This window comes from Pseudomonas alcaligenes (assembly GCF_014490745.1).
GTDB classification, from domain to species: domain Bacteria; phylum Pseudomonadota; class Gammaproteobacteria; order Pseudomonadales; family Pseudomonadaceae; genus Aquipseudomonas; species Aquipseudomonas alcaligenes_C.
The window spans coordinates 2,710,765-2,730,061 of sequence record NZ_LZEU01000001.1; the positions used below are offsets into that span (position 1 = coordinate 2,710,765).

Below are 19,297 nucleotides of genomic sequence, written 5' to 3' on the forward strand. Positions count from 1 at the left end.
TTCTCCGTCCTGCCTGCTCAGATACGGAACTGCCGCACCAACGCCCCCAGCTGCTCGCCAAGGCGCGCCAGATTGCGCGAAGTCTCGGCACCATGGCGAGTCTCGTCGGCCACGCTCTCCACCGCCACGGCGATCTGATGCACGCTGCGGTTGATCTCCTCGGCCACTGCCGTCTGCTCCTCGGCCGCGCTGGCGATCTGCGCGTTCATCGCGTTGATGGTGCCGATCAGCCCGGCGATGGCATCCAGCGAGGCGCCGGCCTGATTGGCCTGCTCGCTGGAGGCATCGCCCGCCTCGCTGGAGCGACGCATGGCGGTGACTGCGCCCTGAGTACCCTGCTGCAGGCGATCGATCATGCCCTGGATTTCCTGGGTGCTCTGCTGGGTTCGGCTGGCCAGCGCGCGCACCTCGTCGGCCACTACGGCAAACCCACGCCCGGCCTCGCCGGCACGGGCCGCCTCGATAGCGGCGTTAAGCGCGAGCAGATTGGTCTGCTCGGCGATGGAGCGGATCACGTCGAGCACGCTGACGATGGACTGCACGTCCTGCTGCAGGCTATCGAGGGACTGGCCGCTGCTGCGGATATCGCCGACCAGCGCATGAATGCGCTGGATGCTGCCATCCACCACCTGCTTGGCCGCCTGGCCTTCTTGATCGGTCTGCTGCGCGGCCTCGGCCGCGCCCTGGGCGCTCTTGGCCACCTCATGGGCAGCAGCGGACATCTCGTTGATCGCCGTGGCCACCTGGTCGGTTTCATGGCGCTGGCGCTCCATGGCCTGCTCCGAACGCTGAGCCTGGGCCGCCACCTCGCCAACCAGGGAGGTCAGCTGGGTAGTCAGCTCGGCAATCTGCCGCACCAGGCCATGCACCTTCTCGACGAAGCGGTTGAACGAGCCAGCCAGCTGGCCCAGTTCATCCTCGCTGGTCACCTGCAGGCGCCGGGTCAGGTCGCCCTCGCCGGCGGCGATGTCGTCGAGATTGTCCTTGATCCGCTGCAGCGGGCGCAGGAAGGCATTGCTCAGGGCCAGGCCGGCGATGCCGAAGATCACCAGCATCACCGCCGCCACCACCAGGATGCTGGTGATGATGGTGCTGATGCGCTGGTCGATCGCCGCCTGCACCTCGGCCACCTGGGCCTCGATGCCATCCAGGTTGACCGCCGTGCCCAGGGCCATGTCCCACTTCGGCAGGTAGTAGCTGTAGGCCAGCTTGGGCACCAGGACGCTTTCGTTGCTCGGCAGCGGCGAGCTGTACTGCACGTAGTTGGAGCCGTCCTTGGCCACCCGTACCAGCTCGCGGTTGACGTAGACGCCATTGGGATCCTTGCGCTCGGCCAGGCTCTTGCCCACATCCACCGGGCTGTCGCCGCGGAACAGGCGCACTACGTTGGAATCGTGGCCGAAGAAGTAGCCGTCCTTGCCGTACTTGATCTTCGACAGGATGGCGATGGCCTGCTCGCGGCTGGCACTGTCGCCATCGCTGGCGGCGTCGTACAGCGCCTGCACCGAGCCCAGACCGATCTGCATGAAGTTCTGCAGCTCCTGGCGGCTTTCCTGCAGCAGGCGCTCGCGGGTTTCCTTGACCTCGCCCTCGGCCAGGCCGAGCAGCACCTTGGCCGCAGCGCCACTGAGCACCAGGGCAAAGAGAATCACGGGCAGCAGAGCCAAGAGCAGCACTTTGGTTTTTAGAGTCAGGCGCATTGCAGTTCTCTCAGGTCGATCGGGAAGGAATGGGGCTATCGCTATATCGACCGCCCCTCTCAAGAGCTTAAGCGACCACCCGCTCCTCAGACTGTAGCGACATTGCCGTGCCAGCCGCCGTCATCCTGGAGAATCTTGTGCGGAATCCTGAGCGGAACGTGCATAATTCTTGCCTGTGAATTCGGCAGCCCCATCCCACACTCAAGTAGTGGTCTATTTCGGTACCTGGCGCATCAAGTTTCAACCATCGCGCACCGATATAGCACTAGTAGTCTGACGATAAGGATCCTCCCGTATGTTGTCCGCACGCCTGTCCATCCAGTGGAAGATCACTCTTCTCGCCGGCCTCTGCCTGATTGCCATCGTCACCCTGCTGGTCGGCGCCTCGCTGTACCAGTCGCAGCACAGCGCCAAGCTGGTGAAACACTCCAGCTCGGCCATGCTGGAGGAGTCCGCGCGACTGCGTATGGGCGCCCGCGGCGAGCTGCAAGGCATCCGCATCCAACGCTACTTCATGGATGCCTACCAGTATGGCAAGGGCTTCTCGCGCCAGGTGCTGTTCACCAAGGATCAGGCCGAGAAGCGCTTTCTCGACGCCTTCGACCTGCGTGAAGATCTGACCCGCCAGGTGCGCACGGCACTTGAAGCCAACACCACTCTGCTTGGCCTGTATGTGGTGTTCGAACCCAACGCCCTGGACGGCAAGGACGAACTGTTTACCGGCCAGGCCGAATTGGGCAGCAACGATAAGGGCCGCTTCTCGCTGTACTGGTCGCAAAGCACCCCTGGCCAGCTCGAATCCGAATCGATGAATGAGGATCAGCTCGCCGACACCACTGCCGGCCCCAGCGGCACCCCGTACAACGCCTGGTACACCTGCCCACACAGCACCGGCAAGGCCTGCGTGCTCGACCCTTACTTCGACGAGGTGGACGGCAAGCAGACCCTGATGACCAGCATTGCCTTCCCCCTGGAACAGAACGGCAAGATCATCGGTGTGCTCGGCCTGGATATCAGCCTGGCCAACCTGCAGCAGCTCAGCCAGAGCGCCAGCCAGGAGCTGTACGACGGCCAGGGCCACGTCAGCATCATCAGCCCTGCCGGTCTGCTGGCCGGCCACAGTCGCGACCCCGGCATGCTGGCCAAGCCGGCGATCCAGGCCTATCCGGATCACAGCCAGGAGCTGATGGGCCTGATCGGCTCGGGCAAACCGCAGTACCTCGAACACAAGGATATGCTGCGGGTGCTCGAACCCCTGCTGCCGATTCCGGAGTCCAAGCCTTGGGCCGTGCTGCTGGAAGTACCGAAGAAGACCCTGCTCGGCCCGGCGCTGAAACTGGAACAACAACTGGATGCGCAGCGCACCGACAGCACCCTGGTCAGCCTGCTGCTGGCATTGATCGCCATCCTCGCTGGCGGCTTGCTGATGTGGCTGACCGCCCGCGGCGTGACCCGGCCGATCCTCGACGTGGCCAACATGCTGCAGAACATCGCCAGCGGCGAAGGCGACCTGACCCGTCGCCTGGAATACAGCAAGCAGGATGAGCTCGGCGCCCTCGCCGGCTGGTTCAACCGCTTCCTCGACAAGCTGCAACCGATCATCGCCGACGTCAAACGCACGGTGCAGGATGCCCGCAGCACGGCCGATCAGTCTTCCGCCATCGCCAGCCAGACCAGCGCCGGCATGCAGCAGCAGTTCCGCGAAGTCGACCAGGTCGCCACCGCCTCCCAGGAAATGAGCGCCACCGCCCATGACGTGGCCAACAGCGCGGCCCAGGCCGCCGATGCCGCCCGTGGCGCCGATGCGGCCACCCGCGAAGGCCTGGCCCTGATCGACCGCACCACCCTGTCCATCGAGCAGCTGGCCGGCGAACTGAGCGCCGCCATGCAGGAAGTCGAAGGCCTGGCCAGCAGCAGCGAGCAGATCGGTTCGGTGCTGGAAGTGATCCGCGCCATTGCCGAACAGACCAACTTGCTGGCCCTCAACGCCGCCATCGAGGCCGCCCGCGCGGGGGAAGCCGGGCGTGGCTTCGCCGTGGTCGCCGACGAAGTGCGCAACCTGGCCAAGCGCACCCAGGACTCGGTCGAGGAAATCCGCCAGGTGATCGAAGGCCTGCAGCACGGCACCCGCGAAGTGGTCGGCTCCATGCACAGCAGCCACAAGCAGGCCCAGGGCAGCGTCGAGCAGGTCGAACAGGCCGTCACGGCCCTGCGCCGCATCGGCGAGGCAGTCACCGTGATCAGCGACATGAACCTGCAGATCGCCAGCGCTGCCGAGGAACAGAGTGCGGTGGCCGAGGAGATCAACCGCAACGTGGCGAGCATCCGCGACGTGACCGAGACCCTCGCCGGCCAGGCCGACGAGTCGGCGCGGGTCAGCCAGTCGCTGAACAGCCTGGCCAACCACCAACAGGGCCTGATGGATCAGTTCCGCGTCTGAGTACGACAGCCTGGCACCCCGCGCCAGGCTGACGCCTTTCGTCCGCCCGCCTGACGCAACAGTCCTTGCCCCGGCCTAGAGCGCTCCGTTAGCCTCTGCGCAGATTTCCCCAACGAGAATTTGCCATGCTCAATATTGTCCTGGTCGCCGGCTCCAGCCGCCGCGACAGCCAATCGGCCAAGGTCGGCCGCTTCCTTCGCCAGCGCCTGATCGAACTGGGCCTGACCAACGCTGCACAGAGCAGCCTGCTCGACCTGGGTCAGGCTCCGCTGCCGCTCTGGCCCAGCGACGACAAGGGCCCCTGGGCCGAGTATCAGCAACAGCTGTTGAACGCCGATGCTCTGGTGGTGATCGCGCCGGAATGGAATGGTATGGCGGCACCGGCGATCAAGAACTTCTTCCTCTATGCCAGCAAGTTCGAGCTGGCGCACAAGCCGGCCCTGCTGGTCAGCGTGTCCTCCGGCATCGGCGGTGCCTACCCGATCAGCGAGCTGCGCGCTTCCGGCTACAAGAACTGCCGCCTGAACTACCTGCCCGAGCACCTCATCGTGCGCCATGTGGAAGGCGTGCTGAACGATGGCCCGGCGGCTGGCGAAGACGACCAGCGCATCCGCAGCCGGGTCGACTATGCCCTGGACATCCTCGGCAAGTACGGCGTCGCGCTGAAGCCGGTACGCGAGTCGATCGACCTGAATATCGCCGCCTTCACTAACGGCATGTGAGTATTCACCAGGCATGAAAAAGCCCGGCTCATGCCGGGCTTTTTCATGCCTGCGATTCTGCTGCAGGGCGCCACGCGGACGCCCTGCCATCTCACTCAGAAACGCTCGATATCGGCCTTGGCTTCCAGTTGCTTGCGGAAGGCGCTGAAGTCCTGCTGGCCAATGCGCGAAGCCAGGAAGCGGCGGTAGCTGACCTTGTCCTGCTCGGACAGCTCGCTCTGCGCTTCGCTGACACCCTTCAGGCGCAGCAGCACGAAGTCGCCATCGTTCAGGCTGACAGCGGCGAAGGTCGGCGCGTTGTCGCTCGGCTTCGGCATGCGGAACAGAGCCTGCAGCACCACCGGCTCGATGCCTTCCTGGCTGCGAGTGGCGGCTTCCACCGGCTTCCACTGCAGCTTCTCGGCATTGCCACCACGCAGGGCGGCCAGCAGCGCATCGGCCTTGTCCTTGAGCGCCTGGCTGGCTTTCTCGCGGGTCAGGGTGGCACGAATGCCCGCCTCGACCTGGTCGAACGCCATCAGCTCGGGTTTCTTGTGCTCCTTGACCCGCACCACCACCACGGTGTCCGGATCCAGCTCGATGGCACCACTGTTGGCGCCGTCTTCCAGCACTTCGCTGCTGAAAGCCGCCTGGATGACCTGGCGATTGGCGGTGATGCCTTCGCTGCCGCCTTCACGACCGAAAGCCGCACTGGTCTGCACCTTCAGGCCCTGATCCTGGGCCGGCTGGGCCAGATCGGAAGCCTCGTAGGCGGAGTCTTCCAGAGCCTTGGTCGCCTCGACAAAACGCTTCTCGACCTGTTGGGCCTTGAGGTCGTGCTCCAGCTTGCCTTTCAGGCTGGCCAGGGTCGGAACCTCGGGCGCCTGCACATCCAGCAGCTTGATCAGGTGCCAGCCGAACTGGCTGCGCACCGGCGCGGAAACTTCGCCTTTCTTCAGAGCCGCCAGAGCCTTCTCGAAGTCCGGGTCGTACACACCGGCCGCGGCGAAACCGAGGTCGCCACCAACGGCGGCAGAGCCGGCGTCCTGGGACAGTTCCTTGGCCAGCTTGGCGAAGTCCTCGCCCTTGGCAATGCGCTGCTTGGCTTCCTCGAGCTTGGCCTTGGCCTGCTCATCGGTCAGCTTGTCGTTCACTTCCAGCAGAATGTGCGCGGCGCGGCGCTGTTCGCTCAGGCCGGCGATTTCCTGCTTGTAGGCAGCCTGCAGGTCTTCGTCCTTCACCGAGACCTGGTCGAAGAAGGCGCTCTTCTTCAGCTCGATGTAGTCGAGTACTACCTGCTCCTGGCTCATGAACTGATCCGGGTGCTGCTCGTAATAGGCCTTGAGCTCTTCATCCTTGAGCTGCACGGCAGCGCTGTCGGCCTTGAGGGTGACCATGTCGAAGTCGCGGGTCTGCTTCTCCAGGCGCACGAAGGCCTGCAGTTCGGCATCGGTGACGAAGCTGCTGCCAGCCAGGGCGGCCTGCAGCTGGCTGATCAGCACGTCCTGCTTCAGGCGCTCGCGGAACTGCATGCGGGTAAAGCCCTGCTGCTGCAGCATCTGGTCGAAGCGTGCGGCATTGAATGCACCGTCCACCTGGAACAGCGGCATGCTCAGGATCAGTTTGTCCACCGCCGCATCGGAATAGCCCATGCCCGAGTCCTTGGCACCCTGCAGCAACAGGGTCTGCTGGATCAGGTTGTCGAGCGCCGACTTGCGCAGCAGCTTGTCGTCCAACAGGGATGCATCGAAGTCCTTGCCGAACTGCTGGATCAGTTGACGACGCTGCATGTCCACCGCGCCATTCAAGCTGTTCTGGGTGATCTTCTCACCATTGACTTCGGCAGCCTCGCCGCTGTGGCCGGTCGAGCGGACGATCGCATCGAAACCGGTCAAAGCCATCAGCATGACGATGACACCGATGATGGTCTTGGCAATCCAGCCTTGGGAGTTGTCCCTGATATTCTGCAGCATGCATCCCCCGAAACGTCTGCACTGAAGCGAACAGCCATGCAGCGTGGGTAATTAGAGAATCCGGATAAAAGAAAGGCGCATCCTAGGATGCGCCTTCTCATAACTGGTGGAGCCGAGCGAGTTTAGGTCTCTGCTCCACAACCAGGCCGGGCAAGCCGGCCTGGCAGGGTAAGGCTAGAGAGACGCTTAGTTGACGGCGTCTTTCAGGGCTTTACCAGCTTTGAAACCAGGGATCTTGGCAGCAGCGATCTTGATCGGCTTGCCAGTCTGCGGGTTGCGGCCGGTGCGAGCAGCGCGCTCTTTAACGGCGAAGGTACCGAAGCCAACCAGCACCACGGAATCACCAGCCTTCAGGGCGCCAGTGACGGATTCGATCACTGCGTCCAGCGCGCGGCCAGCAACAGCTTTCGGGATATCAGCAGATGCAGCGATGGCATCAATCAGTTCCGACTTGTTCACTCTAAGTCCCCTTATTTCTGTTGAGTTGTTTCTTAGTTGTTTGGTGTAAGCAAAGCGGGTGCTGAAGGGCCTGCTGACACATAAGAGCCGCTTTATAACAAGGGCTCGAAAAATGTGTCAAGGAAGCCTTCAACCTAATGCGTGCTGATTCGCTCCTTGGAATCAGACTCGCGCTTGTCATCCGTTGCAACCATCTCGGGAGCCGCATCGGGCAAGGGCTCCGGGGCGTATTGCAGCGCAATTTGCAGGACCTCGTCAATCCATTTAACCGGCTTAATGGTCAGGTCTTGCTTAATATTTTCGGGAATTTCTTTCAGATCGCGAACATTTTCCTCGGGAATGATCACGGTCTTGATTCCACCCCGGTGGGCTGCCAGCAGTTTCTCTTTCAGACCGCCAATGGCCAGCACCTGACCACGCAGAGTGATCTCGCCGGTCATCGCCACATCGGCACGTACCGGGATCTGCGTCAGCGCCGAAACCAGCGCGGTGCACAGGCCGATACCAGCACTCGGGCCATCCTTGGGAGTCGCCCCTTCCGGCATATGGATGTGGACGTCGCGTTTTTCGTGGAAATCCACGGGAATACCCAGGCTTTTCGCACGACTGCGCACCACGGTCAGAGCCGCGGTCATCGACTCGGCCATGACGTCACCCAGAGAACCGGTCTTGATCAGCTGACCCTTGCCCGGCACCACGGCGGTCTCGATGGTCAGCAGCTCGCCACCGACCTGGGTCCACGCCAGTCCGGTCACCTGCCCCACCTGATCCTGCTGCTCGGCCAGGCCGTAGCGGTAGCGACGCACACCGAGGAAGTGCTCCAGCGAGTCGGCAGTCACCAACACTTTGAAACGCTTTTCCTTGGCATGCTCCTTCACCACCTTGCGGCAAACCTTGGCAATCTGCCGCTCCAGGCTGCGCACCCCGGCTTCGCGGGTGTAGTAGCGCACGATGTCGCGGATCGAGGCTTCCTCGAACTCGACCTCGCCCTTCTTCAGGCCATTGGCCTCGGTCTGCTTGGGCGCCAGGTACTTGACCGCGATGTTGACCTTCTCGTCCTCGGTGTAGCCCGGCAGACGGATGACCTCCATACGATCCAGCAGGGGGCCGGGAATGTTCATCGAGTTGGCGGTGCAGATGAACATCACATCCGACAGGTCGTAGTCGACCTCCAGATAGTGGTCGTTGAAGTTGTGGTTCTGCTCCGGATCGAGCACCTCCAGCAGCGCCGAAGCCGGATCGCCGCGCATGTCGCTGCCCATCTTGTCGATCTCGTCGAGCAGGAACAGCGGGTTGCGCACGCCCACCTTGGTCATCTTCTGGATCAGGCGGCCCGGCATGGAGCCGATGTAGGTGCGTCGGTGGCCGCGAATCTCGGCCTCGTCACGCACGCCACCCAGGGCCATGCGCACGAACTTGCGGTTGGTCGAACGGGCAATGGACTCCGCCAGGGAGGTCTTGCCCACCCCGGGCGGGCCAACCAGGCAGAGCACTGGCCCCTTGAGTTTCTTCACCCGTTTCTGCACGGCGAGGTACTCGAGGATGCGTTCCTTGACCTCCTCCAGGCCGTAATGGTCGGCATCGAGGATATCCTCGGCCTTGGCCAGATCCAGGCGCACCTTGCTCTCGGCCTTCCACGGCACGTTGGTCAGCCAGTCGATATAGGAACGCACCACTGTGGCTTCGGCCGACATTGGCGACATCTGCTTGAGCTTGTTCAGCTCGGCAGTGGCTTTGGCCAGCGCCTCCTTGGTCAGGCCGGCGTTATCGATGCGCTTTTTCAGCTCGTCGATTTCGTTGTGGCCTTCATCGATGTCGCCCAGCTCTTTCTGAATGGCCTTCATCTGCTCATTCAGGTAGTACTCGCGCTGGCTGCGCTCCATCTGCTTCTTGACCCGGCCACGAATGCGCTTCTCGACCTGCAGCAGGTCGATTTCGGCATCCAGCAGCGCCAACACGTGCTCAACCCGTGCCGGCAACTCGGTGATTTCGAGGATTTCCTGCTTCTGCTCGATCTTCAGCACCATGTGCGCGGCCATGGTGTCGACCAGGCGGCCCGGCTCATCGATGCTGTTCAGCGAGGACAGCACCTCGGCCGGCACCTTCTTGCCCAGCTGCACATACTGCTCGAACTGACTGAGCAGACTACGGGTAAAGACTTCTGACTCGCGCTCGGCCACTTCCATCTCGTCGAGCAGCTGCACTTCGGCGCGGCAATGGCCGTCAACCTCGATGAAGCGCTCGATGGAACCACGCTGCTCACCCTCGACCAGCACCTTGACCGTGCCATCCGGCAGTTTGAGCAGTTGCAGCACGGTGGCCACGGTACCTACGCGGTAGAGCGCTTCTTCATCCGGATCATCGTCGGCCGGATTGCGCTGGGCCAGCAGGAGGATCTGCTTGTCACCGGTCATAGCCGCCTCGAGGGCTTCGATGGACTTCTCACGCCCCACGAACAGCGGGATGACCATGTGTGGATAAACCACGACATCGCGCAGCGGCAGGAGAGGCAATTCGATGGTTGTCTTCATGATTTCAGCTCTACGGCGGCCATTTGGCCGTAATCGGACGGGAGACCCTTGGCCCTAAGATGGGGCCGCCCCCTGGAAAAAACAAGCGAGAACGGCAGAAAAGCAAAGGGCCCCGCAGGGCCCTTTGTTTCATCAGGTATCACGCCTTATGCATCGGGCGCGGCCTTGGCCGGCGGCTCACTGTTTTCATAGATGAGCAGGGGCTTGGAACTACCTTCGATCACGCTTTCGTCGATCACCACCTTGCTCACGTCAGACTGCGACGGGATCTCGTACATGGTGTCGAGCAGCACGCCCTCGAGGATGGAGCGCAGCCCGCGCGCACCGGTCTTGCGCTCCAGCGCACGGTGGGCAACGGCCTTGAGCGCATCCGGACGGAACTCCAGATCCACTCCTTCCATCTCGAACAGCTTGCCGTATTGCTTGGTCAGGGCATTCTTCGGCTCGGTGAGGATCTGCATCAGCGCAGCCTCGTCGAGCTCTTCCAGGGTGGCGATGACCGGCAGACGGCCAACGAACTCCGGAATCAGGCCGAATTTCACCAGATCGTCCGGCTCGACCTCACGCAGGGACTCGCCGACCGACTTGCCGGCATCCTTGCTGCGCACCTCGGCATTGAAGCCGATGCCGCCCTTGGTCGAACGATTCTGGATGACCTTCTCCAGGCCGGAGAACGCGCCACCGCAGATGAACAGGATGTTGCGCGTGTCCACCTGCAGGAACTCCTGCTGCGGATGCTTGCGCCCGCCTTGCGGCGGAACCGATGCCACGGTGCCTTCGATCAGCTTCAGCAGGGCCTGCTGCACGCCTTCGCCCGATACGTCGCGGGTGATCGACGGGTTGTCCGACTTGCGCGAAATCTTGTCGATTTCGTCGATGTAGACGATGCCCATCTGGGCCTTCTCGACATCGTAGTCGCACTTCTGCAGCAGCTTCTGAATGATGTTCTCGACGTCTTCACCCACATAACCGGCTTCGGTCAGGGTGGTGGCATCGGCGATGGTGAACGGTACGTTGAGCAGGCGTGCCAGCGTCTCGGCCAGCAGGGTCTTGCCGGAGCCGGTCGGGCCGATCAGCAGGATGTTGCTCTTACCCAGCTCGACGTCGTCTTTCTTGTCACGCTGGTTGAGCCGCTTGTAGTGGTTGTACACCGCGACGGAGAGCACCTTCTTGGCACGCTCCTGACCGATGACATACTGATCCAGGATGCCGCTGATTTCTTTCGGCGCGGGCAACTTGTGCGCATTGCTCTCGGCCTGAGCTTCCTGCACCTCCTCGCGGATGATGTCGTTGCACAGGTCGACGCACTCGTCGCAGATGAATACGGAGGGACCGGCGATCAGCTTGCGCACTTCATGCTGGCTTTTGCCACAGAAGGAGCAATAAAGCAGTTTGCCGTTGTCCTCGCCGTTGCGGGTATCAGTCATTCGATCGATCCAAATACGGTAGGCATGAAACACAAGATGAAGGCAATTGCAGGCATTTTCAAGCCTGCGGGACAGCCGGACACAGCCGGCCGCCCACCCTTACTGCAGATTAGCCGGCCAGCTGACGCTTGTTCAGAACCTGGTCGATGAGGCCATATTTGACCGCCTCGTCACCGCTCATGAAGTTGTCGCGGTCGGTATCCTTGGCAATCACGTCGATCGGCTGACCGCAATGGTCGGCCAGGATCTTGTTCAGGCGCTCGCGGATGGTGAGGATTTCCCGGGCATGGATCTCGATATCCGAGGCCTGCCCCTGGAAGCCACCGAGCGGCTGGTGAATCATCATCCGCGAGTGCGGCAGGCAGTAGCGCTTGCCGGCAGCGCCGCCCGCCAGGAGCAGCGCGCCCATGCTGCAGGCCTGGCCGATGCAGATGGTCGAGACGTCCGGCTTGATGAACTGCATGGTGTCGTAGATCGACATACCGGCAGTTACCGAGCCACCCGGGGAGTTGATGTACAGGTGGATGTCCTTGTCCGGGTTCTCGGCTTCGAGGAACAGCAGCTGGGCAACCACCAGGTTGGCCATGTAGTCCTCGACCTGGCCGACCAGGAAGATCACCCGCTCTTTCAGCAGACGGGAATAGATGTCGTAGGCACGTTCGCCGCGGGCGGACTGCTCGATCACCATCGGCACGAGGCCACCGGCGGCTTGGATATCTGGCATTTGCTGCATGAATGGATTAAGCGACATGTCCAGTGATCTCTCCCTAATAGTCATGTCTCAAAGACGCATAAGCCAGCACGAAGGCTGGCTTATGGTTACTCGAACGAGGCGAGGGATCAGGCGGCTTGCGGGGCTTCCGCAGGCTTGACCGCTTCTTCGTAGGAGACCGCTTTATCGGTCACTTTGGCCTTCTGCAGAACAGTATCTACAACTTGTTCTTCCAGTACAACCGAACGCACTTCGTTCAGCTGCTGGTCGTTCTTGTAGTACCAGGCCACGACTTGCTCCGGCTCTTGGTAAGCGGAAGCCATTTCCTCGATCAGCTCACGCACGCGGGCATCGTCCGGCTTCAGCTCGAACTGCTTGACCACTTCAGCCACGATCAAGCCCAGCACTACGCGGCGCTTGGCCTGCTCTTCGAACAGCTCGGCCGGCAGCTGATCCGGCTTGATGTTGCCGCCGAACTGCTGAACAGCCTGTACGCGCAGGCGGTTAACTTCGTTGCCGATCAGGGCCTTCGGCACTTCAACCGGGTTGGCAGCCAGCAGACCTTCCATGACCTGGTTCTTCACCTTGGACTTGATGGCCTGGCGCAGCTCGCGCTCCATGTTCTTGCGCACTTCGGCGCGGAAGCCTTCCAGGCCGCCTTCCTTGACGCCGAACTGGGCGAAGAACTCGTCGTTCAGTTCCGGCAGTTGTGGAGCGGCAACGGCGTTGACGGTCACGGTGAACTCGGCAGTTTTGCCGGCCAGATCGAGGTTCTGGTAGTCAGCCGGGAAAGTCGGGTTGATCACGCGCTCTTCGCCGGCCTTGACGCCAACCAGGGCATCTTCGAAGCCCGGGATCATACGACCGGAACCCAGCACCAGCTGAGTGCCCTTGGCGGAACCGCCAGCGAAGACTTCGCCGTCGATCTTGCCGACAAAATCGATGTTCAGCTGATCGCCGTTCTCGGCAGCACGCTCGGCAGCCGCGAAACGGGTGTTCTGCTTGCGCAGGATTTCCAGCATGTTGTCGACGTCGGCGTCGCCGACTTCAGCCTGCAGGCGCTCGATGGCGATGCCTTCAAGGCCGCCAACCTGGAACTCCGGGAACACTTCGAAAGTGGCAACGTATTCCAGATCCTTGCCTTTTTCGAAGGTCTTCGGCTCGACAGCCGGGGAACCAGCCGGGTTCAGCTTCTGCTCAACGATGGCTTCGTAGAAGGTGGCCTGGATCAGATCACCCAGCGCTTCCTGACGAGCGGAGTCTTCATAACGCTGACGAATCACGCTCATCGGCACCTTGCCCGGACGGAAACCGGCAACCTTGGCACGACGGGCAGTCTGCTGCAGACGCTTGGTCACTTCGGTCTCGATGCGCTCGGCCGGGACACCGATGGTCATACGGCGCTCAAGAGCGGAGGTGCTTTCAACAGAAACTTGCATGGATATTCCTCGTTGCACAGACGTAAGCCGGCCGTTCCGGCCCAGAATCAAGGGCATGGATTCTAGTGGCTCGAATAGCAGAAGTCACCTGCGGAAAAGGCACAGGAACGGCGGGAGCTATAAAGGAAGAGAAAAAGATGGTGCGGACGGAGAGACTCGAACTCTCACACCTTGCGGCGCCAGAACCTAAATCTGGTGTGTCTACCAATTTCACCACGTCCGCGTGGTAAGGCTGAAACGAAAACGCCAGGCCTAGGGCCTGGCGTTTTCTCGAATATGGGGTGGACGAAGGGGATCGAACCCTCGACACCAGGAGCCACAATCCTGTGCTCTACCAACTGAGCTACGCCCACCATATTGCGTTGCTTGTGCCCGACTGCCAGATGGCACGCCCGGCAGGACTCGAACCTGCGACCATCCGCTTAGAAGGCGGATGCTCTATCCAGCTGAGCTACGGGCGCTTGTTCATCTGCTAGCGCAGACTTGAAGCTTCGGCTTCGGCTAGGCCCGAGGGCTTCGCTTTTGCCGTCTTACCCAGCTACTGGCTGTGCTCGACAAGCGGGGCGAATCTTATATAGCCCGACCTAGGTCGTCAACACTAAAAGTTAAAAAAATTCAGAAAGATAAAGGGCTTACAGGAAATTCGCCGGCTGGCGCCTTTGCCCGACCGCCCCACCGTGCGAGAATGAACGCCCTTTTTCAATCCCTTCCGATGGTTAACCAAGCGTCATGACCGCACAACTGATCGACGGCAAAGCCATAGCCTCCAACCTGCGCCAGCAGATTGCCCAACGCGTCGCCGAACGCCGCCAGCAAGGTCTGCGCGCCCCTGGCCTGGCGGTGATCCTGGTCGGTAGCGACCCCGCCTCCCAGGTATATGTGTCGCACAAGCGCAAGGACTGCGAAGAAGTCGGTTTCGTTTCCGTGGCCCATGACCTGCCGGCCAACACCAGCCAGGGCGAGCTGCTGCTATTGATCGACCAGCTAAACCGCGACAGCGCCATCGACGGCATCCTGGTGCAACTACCGCTGCCGGCCCATCTGGATGCTTCGCAGCTGCTCGAGCGCATCAGCCCGGATAAAGACGTCGACGGTTTCCACCCCTACAACATCGGCCGCCTGGCCCAGCGCATCCCGCTGCTGCGCCCGTGCACCCCGAAAGGCATCATGACCCTGCTGGAAAGCACCGGTGTCGATCCCCACGGCCTCAACGCGGTAATCGTCGGCGCCTCCAACATCGTTGGCCGGCCGATGGCCATGGAGCTGCTGCTGGCCGGCTGCACCGTGACCGTGACCCACCGTTTCACCAAGGATCTGGCCGGCCACCTGGCCAATGCCGACCTGGTGGTCGTGGCCGCCGGCAAGCCGGGCCTGGTCAAGGGCGAGTGGATCAAGCCGGGCGCCATCGTCATAGACGTCGGCATCAACCGCCAGGCCGATGGCAAGCTGGTGGGTGACGTGGAGTTCGATGCCGCCGCCGAGCGCGCCGGCTGGATCACCCCGGTACCGGGCGGTGTCGGCCCGATGACCCGCGCCTGCCTGCTGGAAAACACCCTGTACGCCGCAGAACACCTGCACGCCTGATCGCTGCACCAGGCAAGCGCACAGAAAAAAGGCCGCTCAATGAGCGGCCTTTTTCATGCGCGAGCCAATCAGCTGGCGTGGGAGGCCGCAACCGAGGCCGACTGCTTGAGGCGGTAGCAGCCCCAAAGCAGCAGCAGCCACACCGGAATGGCGTACACCGACACCTTGATACCCGGAATCAGCAGCATCACGCCGAGAATGAACAGCACGAAGGCCAGGCACAGGTAGTTGGCGAAGGGGAACCAGAAGGCCTTGAAGCTCGGCTGCACGCCCTTGGCCTGCATGGCCTTGCGGAATTTCAGGTGGGCCAGACTGATCATCGCCCAGTTGATCACCAGAGCGGCCACTACCAGCGACATCAGCAGCTCCAGGGCACTCTGCGGCAGCACATAGTTGACCACCACGCAGAGCAGGGTCACCGCCGCCGACAGAGCAATGGCCAGCACCGGCACGCCGCGCGCGTTGATCTTCATCAGCGCCTTCGGTGCATCGCCCTGCTCGGCCAGGCCGTAGAGCATGCGGCTGTTGCAGTACACGCCGCTGTTGTAGACCGACAGCGCCGCGGTAAGCACCACGAAGTTGAGGATATGCGCCGCGGTGCCCTCGCCGATCAGCGAGAAGATCTGCACGAACGGGCTGCTGCCATAGGAATCGCCGCCGGCGGTCAGGCTGGCCACCAGGCTATCCCAGGGATACAGCGAGAGCAGTACGGTCAGTGCACCGATGTAGAAGATCAGGATACGCCAGACCACCTGGTTGATCGCCTTGGGGATCACCGTCTTCGGCTCCGCCGCTTCGGCGGCCGTGATGCCCACCAGCTCCAGGCCACCGAAGCTGAACATGATGATGGCCATCATCATCACCAGACCGGAAATGCCATTGGGGAAGAAGCCGCCGTGGCTCCACAGGTTGCTCACGCTGGCCTGCTCGCCGCCGGTGCCGCTGAGCAGCAGATAGAGGCCGAGGCTAATCATGCCGATGATCGCCACCACCTTGATGATGGCGAACCAGAACTCGGTCTCGCCGAAGGCTTTGACGTTGGCCAGGTTGATCAGGTTGATCAGTACAAAGAACACGGCTGCCGTGGCCCAGGTGGGGATCTCCGGCCACCAGTACTGCACGTACTTGCCTACCGCCGTGAGCTCGGCCATGCCGACCAGCACATACAACACCCAGTAGTTCCAGCCGGAAAGGAAACCGGCGAACGGCCCCCAGTAGCTGTGAGCGAAGTGGCTGAAGGAGCCGGCAACCGGCTCCTCGACGATCATCTCGCCGAGCTGGCGCATGATCAGGAAGGCGATGAAGCCGCCGATGGCATAGCCGAGGATCATCGACGGCCCGGCGCTCTGCAGCACCCCGGCGGAGCCGAGGAACAGGCCGGTACCGATGGCGCCCCCCAGCGCGATCAGCTGGATATGGCGATTCTTCAGGCCGCGGCTGAGCGGGCCTGTATGCAGTGTTTCATGGGTCATTGCGTCACCTGGGTTGTTGTTATCTGTGACGGGATCGAACCCACCGTGCTTGTGGCACGACGGAATGCAAGGCTGGTAAGCCGTTATTGCGCGTCCGCCTGCACCTCCGGGGCTGCCTTGACAAAGGCGTCGAGAGGTTCACAGCGAGCGGCAATATCAAGAATGCGCGGATACGCACTGAGGTCACAGTTAAAACGCCGCGCATTGTACACCTGCGGAACCAGACAGGCTTCCAGATAACCGGGCCTCTGCCCCAGCGACAGACGACCGGAGAGTACCGCCAGCCCCTGCTCCACCGCGGCCAGGCCCTGCTCCACCCAGTGCCGGTACCAGGCATTCTTCGCCTCCTCCGAGGCGCCCAGTTCGGTGCTCAGGTATTGCAGCACGCGCAGGTTGTTCAACGGATGAATGTCGCAGGCGATATGCAGGGCCAGGGCACGTACCTGGGCGCGCTGGGCCGGGTCGGTCGGCAGCAGCGCCGGAACCGGGAAGACTTCGTCGAGGTATTCGAGAATGGCCAGCGACTGGGCGATGCGTACCCCGCCGTTGCTCTCGTCCACCAGCAACGGCACCAGGCCCTGGGGATTCAGCGCACGGTACTCGGCTCCGTGCTGCTGGCCGCCATCCTTGACCAGATGCACCGGCACCTGGCGGTAAGCCAGCCCCTTGAGATTGAGGGCGATGCGCACCCGGTAGGCGGCGCTGGAGCGCCAGTAGCCGTAGAGCGTCAGCTCAGTGCTCATGGCGCTCCACCACCTGGTCGATGGCGCCGAACAGGCTCTGCCCGGCGGAGTCGAACATCTCGATGCGTACCCGGTCGCCAAACTTGAGGAACGGCGTCTTCGCCTCGCCCTGCTCGATAATCTCCAGCATGCGTTTCTCGGCCAGGCAGCTGGATCCGGCGCTGCGGTCGTAGTTGGACACGGTGCCGGAACCGATGATGGTGCCGGCGCCCAGCGGGCGGGTCTTGGCGGCGTGGGCGACCAGGGTCGGGAAGTTGAAGGTCATGTCGGTGCCGGCATGCGGCTGGCCGAACAATACGCCGTTGATATGCGACACCAGCGGGCGGTGCACCTTGCCATCCTTCCAGGCCTCGCCCAGCTCGTCCGGGGTCAGCGCCACCGGCGAGAAGCTCGACGACGGCTTGCTCTGGTAGAAGCCGAAGCCCTTGGCCAGCTCGCCGGGGATCAGATTGCGCAGCGACACGTCGTTGACCAGCATCAGCAGCTGGATATGCTCGGCCGCCTGCGCCGCCGTGGCGCCCATCGGCACGTCGTCGGTGATCACCGCGATCTCCGCCTCCAGGTCGATACCCCAGGCCTCGTCTGCCAGCTGGATAGGCGCCTGCGGCGGGATAAAGGAGTCGGCACCGCCCTGGTACATCAGCGGGTCGTGCCAGAAGGATTCCGGCATCTGCGCGCCACGCGCCTTGCGCACCAGCTCGACGTGGTTGACGTAGGCACTGCCGTCGGCCCAGTGGTAGGCGCGCGGCAGCGGGCTGTGGCAGTCGGCCTGATCGAAAACGAAGGCATCGCCACACAGGCCGTCGTTGAGGCGCTGATACACCGACTCCAGCAGCGGGCGCTTGATCTCCCAGTCGTCCAGCGCGGCCTGCAGGGTGGCGGCGATCTGCGGCACCTTGACGGCGCGGGAGAGGTCGCGGGAGACGACGATCAGCACGCCATCGCGACCCTGGTTCAGTGAAGCGAGTTTCATCAGGATTCCTTGCCCGGCGCACGCCAGGAGTTCACGTATTCGGGGACATCCACGGCGGCAGCAGCTTCGGCCACCTCCAGTCCACGGCGGGTGTCGATCATCACCGCCACTTCCTCGGCGAAGGTGGCCGGGTCGGTCTGCGCCTTCTTCAGCGCCTTGGGGTGCGGGCCGTGGGGGAAGCCGCAGGGGTGCAGGGTGACCATGCCGGCCTCGATGTTGTCGCGGCTGAAGAAGTTGCCGCGGTGGTAGAACAGCACCTCGTCGTAGTCGTCGTTGTTGTGGAAGAACGGCACCTTGAGCGCACCGGGATCAGACTCGACCGGGCGCGGGGTGAAGGTGCACACGACAAAACCATTGGCGACGAAGGTGGTGTGGGCCGACGGCGGCAGGTGGTAGCGGTGGCTCATCAGCGGGCGAATGTCGCGCCAGTTCAGGCGCACCACAGTGTTGTCACCATGCCAGCCGACGGCATCCAGCGGATTGAACGGATAGGTGACGGTGCTGATCTGATTGCGCCGCTTGATCCTGATCTGCCAGCTGCGCTCGTCCTGCTGGGCCTTGAAGGCGTCGTCGATATGCGGATGGTCGAGCACCGCCGGGTCGAAGATCGCCTGCGGGCCGAGCAGGCCCTTGTCCGGCAGCTGGTAGGCGCCGTCAGTGTTCTCGATCAGCAGGAAGTGGCTCGGCGCCGTCGGCTCGATGCGCCAGGCGGTGCCGCGCGGGATCAGCAGGTAGTCGCCGTCGCGATATTCCAGGTGGCCGAAGTCGCAGTAGAAGTGCCCCGCGCCGTCATGCACGAACAGCAGCTCATCGCCGTCGCTGTTGCGCACCAGATGGCGCATGGCACCGTGGGTCTTCCACACGCGCAGGCGCACGTCGGCGTTGTGCAGGGTCAGTGGCGCCTCCAGCGGGCAGTCGCGCTCGCTGGCGATTTTGTTGAAGTTGAAGGCATGCGGGCGCAGCGGCCCTTCCCAGTCGACCCAGCCGGTGGGCGGGTGCTTGTGATGCAGATGAGTCACTGGGCCGAAGAAGCCCTCGCGGCCCATCTCACGTTCGTAGGTGCCTTCTGGGAAGTCGCAGTGGGCCTGGCGGGAGTGCTCGCCCTCGCGCAGGGGGAAGCTGATCCATTTGCGGCTCATTCCA

14 protein-coding genes and 3 tRNA genes are annotated in these 19,297 nt (G+C 62.7%); 3 read left to right on the forward strand and 14 right to left on the reverse strand.

Going from position 1 to position 19,297, the window contains the following annotated elements:
* Positions 1-17: 17 nt before the first annotated feature.
* A complete protein-coding gene (locus A9179_RS12350) occupies positions 18-1,700 on the reverse strand; it encodes a methyl-accepting chemotaxis protein (protein WP_187806134.1) in 1,683 nt (560 codons plus the stop codon).
* Between the two features lie 295 nt (positions 1,701-1,995).
* On the opposite strand from A9179_RS12350, the gene A9179_RS12355 reads away from it, so the two are divergent.
* On the forward strand, positions 1,996-4,140 hold the full coding sequence (locus tag A9179_RS12355) for a methyl-accepting chemotaxis protein (protein WP_187806137.1): 2,145 nt from the start codon (positions 1,996-1,998) through the stop codon (positions 4,138-4,140).
* Between the two features lie 125 nt (positions 4,141-4,265).
* Complete coding sequence (locus A9179_RS12360; protein ID WP_187806139.1) at positions 4,266-4,862, forward strand: NADPH-dependent FMN reductase; 597 nt, start codon at positions 4,266-4,268, stop codon at positions 4,860-4,862.
* Positions 4,863-4,957: 95 nt separating this feature from the next.
* Here A9179_RS12360 and A9179_RS12365 read toward each other — a convergent pair whose 3' ends face one another.
* The 9 genes from A9179_RS12365 to A9179_RS12405 form a co-directional block, all read right to left on the reverse strand.
* On the reverse strand, positions 4,958-6,814 hold the full coding sequence (locus A9179_RS12365) for a SurA N-terminal domain-containing protein (RefSeq protein ID WP_187806141.1): 1,857 nt from the start codon (positions 6,812-6,814) through the stop codon (positions 4,958-4,960).
* Between the two features lie 186 nt (positions 6,815-7,000).
* Positions 7,001-7,273, reverse strand: a complete 273-nt coding sequence (gene hupB / locus A9179_RS12370; RefSeq protein ID WP_003087931.1) for a nucleoid-associated protein HU-beta — start codon at positions 7,271-7,273, stop codon at positions 7,001-7,003.
* A gap of 134 nt (positions 7,274-7,407) precedes the next feature.
* Positions 7,408-9,804 carry an endopeptidase La gene (gene lon, locus A9179_RS12375; protein WP_187806143.1) on the reverse strand — a complete coding sequence of 799 codons (2,397 nt, stop codon included), beginning with the start codon at positions 9,802-9,804 and terminating at the stop codon, positions 7,408-7,410.
* Between the two features lie 146 nt (positions 9,805-9,950).
* Positions 9,951-11,231 (reverse strand): ATP-dependent Clp protease ATP-binding subunit ClpX, encoded by a 1,281-nt coding sequence (gene clpX, locus A9179_RS12380; RefSeq protein ID WP_187806145.1) that lies wholly within the window; start codon positions 11,229-11,231, stop codon positions 9,951-9,953.
* Positions 11,232-11,340: 109 nt separating this feature from the next.
* On the reverse strand, positions 11,341-11,982 hold the full coding sequence (clpP, locus tag A9179_RS12385) for an ATP-dependent Clp endopeptidase proteolytic subunit ClpP (RefSeq protein ID WP_187806148.1): 642 nt from the start codon (positions 11,980-11,982) through the stop codon (positions 11,341-11,343).
* Positions 11,983-12,071: 89 nt separating this feature from the next.
* Positions 12,072-13,382: a trigger factor gene (tig, locus tag A9179_RS12390; protein ID WP_187806150.1), complete on the reverse strand. Its 1,311-nt coding sequence runs from the start codon at positions 13,380-13,382 to the stop codon at positions 12,072-12,074.
* A gap of 138 nt (positions 13,383-13,520) precedes the next feature.
* Positions 13,521-13,605, reverse strand: a tRNA-Leu gene (locus tag A9179_RS12395).
* Between the two features lie 54 nt (positions 13,606-13,659).
* Positions 13,660-13,735 (reverse strand) — tRNA-His (locus A9179_RS12400).
* A 31-nt stretch (positions 13,736-13,766) separates the two neighbouring features.
* Positions 13,767-13,843 (reverse strand) — tRNA-Arg (locus tag A9179_RS12405).
* A 268-nt stretch (positions 13,844-14,111) separates the two neighbouring features.
* Here A9179_RS12405 and folD point away from each other — a divergent pair.
* Positions 14,112-14,966: a bifunctional methylenetetrahydrofolate dehydrogenase/methenyltetrahydrofolate cyclohydrolase FolD gene (gene folD, locus A9179_RS12410; protein WP_187806152.1), complete on the forward strand. Its 855-nt coding sequence runs from the start codon at positions 14,112-14,114 to the stop codon at positions 14,964-14,966.
* Positions 14,967-15,034: 68 nt separating this feature from the next.
* Here the strand turns inward: folD and A9179_RS12415 are convergent, their stop codons facing one another.
* The 4 genes from A9179_RS12415 to A9179_RS12430 all read right to left on the reverse strand — a co-directional run bounded on the left by A9179_RS12415 (position 15,035) and on the right by A9179_RS12430 (position 19,293).
* Positions 15,035-16,438 carry an amino acid permease gene (locus tag A9179_RS12415; RefSeq protein ID WP_187806154.1) on the reverse strand — a complete coding sequence of 468 codons (1,404 nt, stop codon included), beginning with the start codon at positions 16,436-16,438 and terminating at the stop codon, positions 15,035-15,037.
* Positions 16,439-16,521: 83 nt separating this feature from the next.
* Positions 16,522-17,181 (reverse strand): maleylacetoacetate isomerase, encoded by a 660-nt coding sequence (gene maiA, locus A9179_RS12420; protein ID WP_187806157.1) that lies wholly within the window; start codon positions 17,179-17,181, stop codon positions 16,522-16,524.
* A complete protein-coding gene (locus A9179_RS12425; RefSeq protein WP_187806159.1) occupies positions 17,171-18,154 on the reverse strand; it encodes a fumarylacetoacetate hydrolase family protein in 984 nt (327 codons plus the stop codon). Before A9179_RS12425 ends, maiA begins: the two co-directional genes overlap by 11 nt.
* Positions 18,154-19,293 carry a homogentisate 1,2-dioxygenase gene (locus A9179_RS12430; protein ID WP_187806162.1) on the reverse strand — a complete coding sequence of 380 codons (1,140 nt, stop codon included), beginning with the start codon at positions 19,291-19,293 and terminating at the stop codon, positions 18,154-18,156. Before A9179_RS12430 ends, A9179_RS12425 begins: the two co-directional genes overlap by 1 nt.
* Positions 19,294-19,297: the final 4 nt, after the last annotated feature.